Source organism: Candidatus Saccharimonadales bacterium (assembly GCA_035480635.1).
In the GTDB taxonomy this organism is placed as follows: Bacteria; Patescibacteriota; Saccharimonadia; order UBA4664; family DATIHN01; genus DATIHN01.
This window is the reverse complement of record DATIHN010000007.1, coordinates 1-6702: the sequence shown is the minus strand read 5'-3', so window position 1 is coordinate 6702 and position 6702 is coordinate 1. Positions and strand designations below refer to the sequence as shown.

The window sequence follows — 6702 nt, the reverse complement described above, 5'->3', positions numbered from 1 at the left end:
GGGGGGCGCCGGCCCCGGTGGACCGCCCTTACTCCAATCGCCCGTCCACCGGGGCCCCGGCCCAGACTGAAAAAGTCTGGGCTTTTCTATTTTATAACCATATAATCATTGACAAATCATAATACTTGTGCTAATATGTGTGAATCGCCTGAATAACAGGTGTTTCTTGAAAGTTCAACCTTTGACCAGGAGGTCAGCGATGCCCACCATCACCCAGATTACCGAGACCTCCACGGCGGAGGAAGTCAACCATGCCTGCCTCGAGATTTCACGGGATCCCGACCTTCGGGCGATTGTGAATGACCCCAACTTCCCTCAGAAGCTCCGGTTTGCCATTACAACGGTCAATAAGCACGACGGGCTCAACCCAGGCTTCGAATACATCATCGAACGTCGCCGTGAGGCCCTTCGGTGGTTGGAGGGCGCGGTTGAAAAGCGGCGCGAGCGGAAGCTGCGAGTCATCGGCCCGATCCAGCTCAACCGTGAGCGAGCAGATGGCTATCTGGCCGATCAGGCCTTCGTCATCGCGCTCGAGGTGCTCGGCCGTCGCGACGTGCTCAAGGCCTTGCGCAAGCTGGACCCCAAGTCCGTCGAGCGAGGGTTCGAGTTGCTCGAAGACTGCCGTGAGGTGGCCGACGAGCTGGCCGAATACTTCCGATGGGTGATCAACGCCTGGAAGGAATCGTTGAACCAGAGAGCCTCTCGAGTCTCAGCGTGGAGTGATCTGCGAGATGAGGCTGAGTTGCTCAATCTGATGCAGGATGTGGCGGCCGAGCGCTTTGCTGGGCTGCGCGGGGTGATGCCGACCTTGCCGTCGGACGTACTACCACAGGCCCGGGAATTCATCGAGAAGTTCTGGGATGTGCTGTTTTTCCGCGACGAGCTGCTGGAGTGGTCGCTCGAGGCTCAGGACTACAAGGTCCTGTGGCCCCAGACGGTCGAACTACTACAGCATTTGGAGGGGATGTTGCCCGATTTCGAGGGTGACCTCCGCCAGCGCTGCCGCGGGCTGATCCGCCGACTGTCACAGAACTGGTTCAAGAGGGTCGAGCTGGAGGAGTTGGTCCAAAAGGCCAACGAATTCGTGCGCGATCCGATTGGCAGTCTGAGACTGAAGCCCGAGGCCACGCCGCCTCGCCGACGCCCCGAGCACAGCCGCGGTCCCCAAGAGGGAGCCAAAGCGCGGGGCGTGAAGGGCAAGGGCAAGAAGAACAACAAGAGCAAGTAGCTCTCGCTACCGCCGCCCGGGGGTTCCGTCACGACTGACGGGCCCCCGGGCTGGACCCAACCGACTCAAATGAGTCGGTTTTTTCGTTGCAAACATTTTTCTCTTAACCCATTTTTTATCTAACTTCTATATTCTTCTTCTCCTTTTGACAGCAAAAGGAGCAAAACTGCCCAAGCTGAGCTCGCAACCAAGCAGCATCAGAGCTGGGTTAATTAGCCTGACCGCAAGAACTCGTCGCTCGCCCCATGTCGGGCTCCTCAAACAGCTTGCGGTCTTGCGATGTATCGTCGCAACCGGCTATTAACCCAGCTCTGCCTTGCTGTTGCTCGAAGCTTGGGAGAAGTTTAACCATACAGCAGATTGCGAAGTAATAGGTGGTCGGAGTATACCCATGAGCAATCTGCTCAAGATGATCGAAAAGTAAAAACCACCCCCACCAATTTTTTTGTATCGACAGCCGTAGAAAGTATTACAGGGGTAAAAAGGAAGAGCTTACACAAAAAATTGGTGGGGTGAGAAACAAGAATTATATTAAGTATTTGATACGGTAGAACAGTTATAATCAGACTATGCTTGATGATCAGTCATTTTTAAGTCGCTATGATAACGGCAACGCTTTGGGCGTGGTTGGGGGTCAGCCCGGGCAACTATCGCAACAATTTTCTATCCCCGATATAGATCTGGATGCTGTGACGAGTGTGGTGCTAGCTGGCATGGGCGGCTCGGCCTTGGCTGGGCAGTTTTTGCAGCATTATTTGAGCGATCAACTTAAGCTACCAATGATCATCGATCGGGGCTACGAATTACCGCAGTTTGTCGGGGCAGATACTCTCGTGATCGTATCGAGCTATTCCGGCAACACCGAGGAGGAGCTAGCTGAGCTGGAGCAGGCTCGGGGAGCCGGGGCCAAAATCGTCATTATGACATCGGGCGGAGAGTTAAAACGCCGAGCGCTAGCGACCAAGCTGCCGCTGATTATTATTCCCAGTGGGCTGCAACCCAGGTTAGCGGTGCTCTACGAAATTAAGGCCTTGGCCAGCCTGTTCGACCAGACCGGTCTGAGCCAAAATGTGGCGACCGAATTAGAGGAGACCGGGCGCTGGTTGCTGTCTCATAGCAGTAATTGGGTGGCCGATGTGCAGACGCCAAAGAATATAGCCAAACAAATCGCCCAAGACCTACTGGGCTGCGGGGTGGTCGTCTACGGTGGGCCAACGCTTAGCATGCAGGCCTACAAATGGAAGATTGATATTAATGAAAACGCCAAACAAGCGGCCTTTTATAACGAGTTGCCGGAGTTCAATCATAACGAGTTTTTGGGCTGGAAGAACCCGCGCGATAAGTTGCTCAAAGTCGTCGAATTGCAATCATCACTCGATCTGCCGCAGATTGCCAAACGCTGGGAAGTTAGCAATCGTTTGCTGAGCGGCCAAATGCCTAAACCGATTATTGTTGAAGCGATCGGCAAAACTAAACTGCAGCAGATGCTGTGGACCCAGCTCCTGGGCGATTACGTCAGCCTGTATTTAGCCTTTTTGAACGGCATTGATCCGACGCCGGTCGATATGATTGAAAAGCTCAAACGAGAGTTGAAGAAGTCGTGAATGCTGAATCCAAGCTAATAGTAATGCGAGGTCACTCCGGCTCAGGAAAAAGTTCAGTAGCCAAAGCCATCCAAGAGCAGGCCGAAAAGCCTTTGGTGATTTTGAGTCACGACTTATTCAGAATTGCACCATTCAAGTCTCTTAAGGACAGATCGCTTGCAAATGAGCTCTCTGCCGAGATGGTAGTCGATTGCGCATCAATGCTACTCGAGCGTGGTTTCGATGTAATCATCGAAGGCATTTTTTACTTTCCCAAATACAAATCTTACTTCGACAAGTTGTTCGCAAAACATCCAAGCAATAACTCTGTATTTATGTTTGATATTGATTTCGACGAAACACTAAAGCGTCATCAGACCAGATCTAAGGTTACCGATTTCGGAGTGGAGGAAATGAAGGAGTGGCACCAAGAACTCCAGCCGAGCGGGTATGACTTCGAAAAAACTATTACAAATGACTCTACATTGGAGGAGACAGTTCAGTTTATATGCAAAATTGCTGGCATCAAAGTATAATATTGAGCTAATCCGGAGAGGTGGCCGAGTGGCCGAAGGCGCACGCTTGGAAAGCGTGTATACGAGCGATCGTATCGTGGGTTCGAATCCCACTCTCTCCGCCATTGGCCGTCGCTCAACCTCGAGTTGAGCTAGGGCCAATGGTAGACCAGCGAGGCATGAGAACCCGTTAGTGCGAAGCACTGGTTCGATTTAAGAGAGCAGCGCGCAGAAGCTAGCTTCGAGCACTGCGACCGCAAGTCGCCTAAGCGACATCCCACTCTCTCCGCCAAAAAACTGTTGAAAAATTCTGACAACAATGCTATGATGCAGGAATGCAAATTACTGAGCTAGCAGCGAAAGTTCAAACGTTGGGGCTCTCCGACAAGGAGGCCAAGGTTTACGTAGCTGCGTTGTTTTTGGGCCCGGCCTCGGTTCAAAAAATCGCTCAACAAGCCGATGTTAACCGGGCCACGGCCTATGTCATTCTCGATCAACTAGCCGAACTGGGTTTAGTGGCCCAATCGACCGAGGGCAAAAAGACCGTCTTTGTGGCCGAAGGCCCCGATATGCTGGAGCGCTTGTTTGAGCGCCAGATGGAGCAAGTCGAGGAGCGCCGCAAGGAGTTGCAAGCGTTATTACCAGAGCTTGAGCAGACCAATCGGACTCAAAGCAGCAGCGCTCCGATCGTTCGCTTTTATAAAGGCAAAGAAGGCGTGGAGGCTGTTGGGCGCGAATTTAGTCGCAAAAGCACACCCGGGAGTGTCAGTTATGGGTTGGTCAATTATGACGAAGTCGATAAAATTTCACCATCAATCCTTAAGACAACGCCGAAACAGCGTTTAAAAAAGAAGATTTCGAGTAAAATTATTTACTCATATCGCAAAACAGTACCCAGCGACCCAAAGCTGTTGCGACAGACTATTAAGATCGATGAACCTGTTAAAGCCGATATTTCGTTGCGCAACGACCAAGCTGCCTTTTCGACCTATGCTGGCAAAGATACCATCAGCGTTCTAATCGAAAGCCGAGAGATTGTCGGGGCACTCAAACAACTGTTTGAATTAGCCTGGGATAAGAATCAAGACTAATAGTGTTATAAATCGTTGACAGAATCACCATAATCTGCTACATTTAGGAAGCTGAATTTGCACTGGCAACGCAAGCTAGTGTGACAGTGGACCGCGACAAGAAATAGGGGGGTTCACGTGATACACATGCGAATGCCTCCTTTCACGAGGAGGATGTATGTACAACGGCTAGCCCAAGCGGGCATTCCGTATTGGGCCGAAGCCCAGTCGATCAGTGGCAAGCGACCGGGAGAGACAACCCGGAACTAGCCCTGAACGGCGCAAGTCTACCTTCAGATCTAGGATTCGTTCAACGCTTCCTCTGAGGGCGCAGGGGCCGTGGGTCCCATCCGGTCGGCCAGAGCGTCGACTAGCTGTGGCACCCGTAGGGTCGATCTCGGCAGCGCCGAGCCTCCCCGGCCCTACGGGTCCACACCGCCCGCCAATTAGGCGGGCTCTTTCTTTGTCAAAAATAACACAATAAGTCAGCACTTTATTACACTAATTACGCATTCATAACAGGTTAAAAACTAAATAATGTTGATATCTTGTATAAAACTATTGACAAAAAATGATTTATGGAATATATTTTTTACTAGGTTAAGGCTAACGAGGGTGTAGCCAAACCAGCAGCCAGAAATCCAAACGGTCCGAAGTCCAGCGCTTCCTATCTAAAATATGTGAGGGCGGATTGTGACGAGGCACCAATGGATGACTGGCAACCGTAGCAACCAAGGCACAGAATCGTATGCGAACAAAGCAAATTAGCTCGCCGATACCGTCGCCAATGCTAAGTACCACTAATCATTAACCAGAAGGGTGCGCTAAATGAAGGATAGAGGGTCGTAAACGTAATTGAAGGAAGAAAACATTGGGTCAAATCTAAACAACAAGGTGACACCGAAAAGGGATCCGAGCCCCTTTTTGGTTTGAACAATTTATAACAGGCTACTTACCAAAAAAGTTAACTAAACTCTGACCCAAGTGGGCTTTGCCTGCATCATTAGGGTGGCAGCCGTCGCTCTGGGTCTGGTTATTATCGGCCGTAGCGCCAGCCGAAACGTTGGTAGGGTAGATGGATAGGAGCGATCCCACTACTGGGCCGCGATTCACTCGGCCTTCGCTGACTAGACGATCGACCAGCGACTGCATTCGGCTGGGTCCGTCTGCGCCCGTGACACCACAAATGTGCGGTGCCACATATGTATTAAGAGCCGAAGCGTATATGATTACCCCAGGGATTTTTTGCTTCAGGGTCGCAATAATACGGAGAGCTGCGGTGTAGTTGGCACTATCAGTTTCACCCTTGCTAACAGTGTAGGTGCAAAGTGACCACCAAATCACCTTAGTCCCCGGATGGTCTGCATTTAGACTATCGAACCCCGACCAATATTTGGTGTCTTGCGTCCATCGAAAAACCGTGCCGCCGCCGTAGGCGGTGGCGGGTGGCACCCACATTTTGGTACCCCCGTCGTTATGATAGCCCAGGACGGTATCACGGCTGTTGGAGCAGCCGACGAAGCCGATGGGGCCGGAGGTTGAAACGGGACCAGAGCCGCCCGAGCCTGAGGAGCCAGAGGATCCGGATCCGGAGGTAGTGCCGCTGGAATTTGATGCCGCGTTGTTTGATGTGGCAGCGGGGTTATTTTGGGTTGAGCCGTTAGTCTGATTAGAGTTCTGAGTACTAGCCGGGTTAACGGTGCCGCTCGATTGATGGCGGTGCGTCAATTTATAAGCGGCCAAGGCGCCGCCTGCTAGAACGATGACACTAGCCCCGATAATGATTGGGATGATGAACTTGCGCGGATCATCGGTTTTAAGCAAGCGGTTGAGTCCGCCGGCCGCAGGCTGCGTTGGCAACTCCTCGGTTGGTTGGGTTGACTTGGGCGTAAACGGGTTCCAGTTCAATTGATTCTCGTTTCTACAGGCCATCATATCGCCTTGGTTTAGCAGTTACAACCAGACCAGCCAAACTTGCCGGCGGTGGCTCCTCCGATTACCATAAGAGTAATGCCTCAGAAAAAAGTCAAAGACGTCTTTACTCAAGCCGCCGAAGCTCCAGCCGAGGCGCTCGAGAAAACTATCGAAACCGGCGAAAAAATGGTAGCCTCAGTGGCCAAAGCCAAACCAATTCGCATGGGCCGAGGTTATTGGCATACCCTGGGGCCAGGGCTGACCACCGGCGCGGCTGATGATGATCCAGCTGGCGTGGTCGTTTATTCCCAAGCCGGTGCCCAATATGGCTACGGTTTACTTTGGCTAGCCGCTATCACCTACCCCCTAATGGCGGTGGTCCAAGAAATGTG

6 protein-coding genes and 1 tRNA gene are annotated in these 6702 nt (G+C 51.9%); 6 read left to right on the top strand and 1 reads right to left on the bottom strand.

What is annotated here, in order from left to right:
* Window positions 1-199: 199 nt before the first annotated feature.
* The 5 genes from VLE72_00780 to VLE72_00760 all read left to right on the top strand — a co-directional run bounded on the left by VLE72_00780 (window position 200) and on the right by VLE72_00760 (window position 4417).
* Window positions 200-1228: a hypothetical protein gene (locus VLE72_00780; GenBank protein ID HSX14432.1), complete on the top strand. Its 1029-nt coding sequence runs from the start codon at window positions 200-202 to the stop codon at window positions 1226-1228.
* Between the two features lie 569 nt (window positions 1229-1797).
* The gene (locus tag VLE72_00775) at window positions 1798-2832 is read left to right on the top strand and encodes a bifunctional phosphoglucose/phosphomannose isomerase (GenBank protein ID HSX14431.1); all 1035 of its coding nucleotides are present in this window, start codon (window positions 1798-1800) and stop codon (window positions 2830-2832) included.
* The gene (locus VLE72_00770; GenBank protein HSX14430.1) at window positions 2829-3347 is read left to right on the top strand and encodes an AAA family ATPase; all 519 of its coding nucleotides are present in this window, start codon (window positions 2829-2831) and stop codon (window positions 3345-3347) included. Before VLE72_00775 ends, VLE72_00770 begins: the two co-directional genes overlap by 4 nt.
* A 14-nt stretch (window positions 3348-3361) precedes the next feature.
* A tRNA-Ser gene (locus tag VLE72_00765) sits at window positions 3362-3451 on the top strand.
* Window positions 3452-3661: 210 nt separating this feature from the next.
* Window positions 3662-4417, top strand: a complete 756-nt coding sequence (locus tag VLE72_00760; protein ID HSX14429.1) for a helix-turn-helix domain-containing protein — start codon at window positions 3662-3664, stop codon at window positions 4415-4417.
* A 927-nt stretch (window positions 4418-5344) separates the two neighbouring features.
* On the opposite strand, the gene VLE72_00755 is transcribed toward VLE72_00760, so the two are convergent.
* A complete protein-coding gene (locus VLE72_00755; protein HSX14428.1) occupies window positions 5345-6331 on the bottom strand; it encodes a hypothetical protein in 987 nt (328 codons plus the stop codon).
* Window positions 6332-6406: 75 nt separating this feature from the next.
* Between VLE72_00755 and VLE72_00750 the strand changes: the two genes are divergently transcribed.
* Window positions 6407-6702: hypothetical protein (locus tag VLE72_00750; GenBank protein HSX14427.1), on the top strand; the 296-nt coding region annotated here is incomplete at its 3' end.

Excerpts from the sequence above, each read along its gene's own strand:
- VLE72_00780 (HSX14432.1), top strand. The coding sequence starts at position 200 with ATGCCCACCATCACCCAGATTACCGAGACCTCCACGGCGGAGGAAGTC.
- VLE72_00775 (HSX14431.1), top strand. The coding sequence starts at position 1,798 with ATGCTTGATGATCAGTCATTTTTAAGTCGCTATGATAACGGCAACGCT.
- VLE72_00760 (HSX14429.1), top strand. The coding sequence starts at position 3,662 with ATGCAAATTACTGAGCTAGCAGCGAAAGTTCAAACGTTGGGGCTCTCC.
- VLE72_00755 (HSX14428.1), bottom strand. The coding sequence starts at position 6,331 with ATGATGGCCTGTAGAAACGAGAATCAATTGAACTGGAACCCGTTTACG.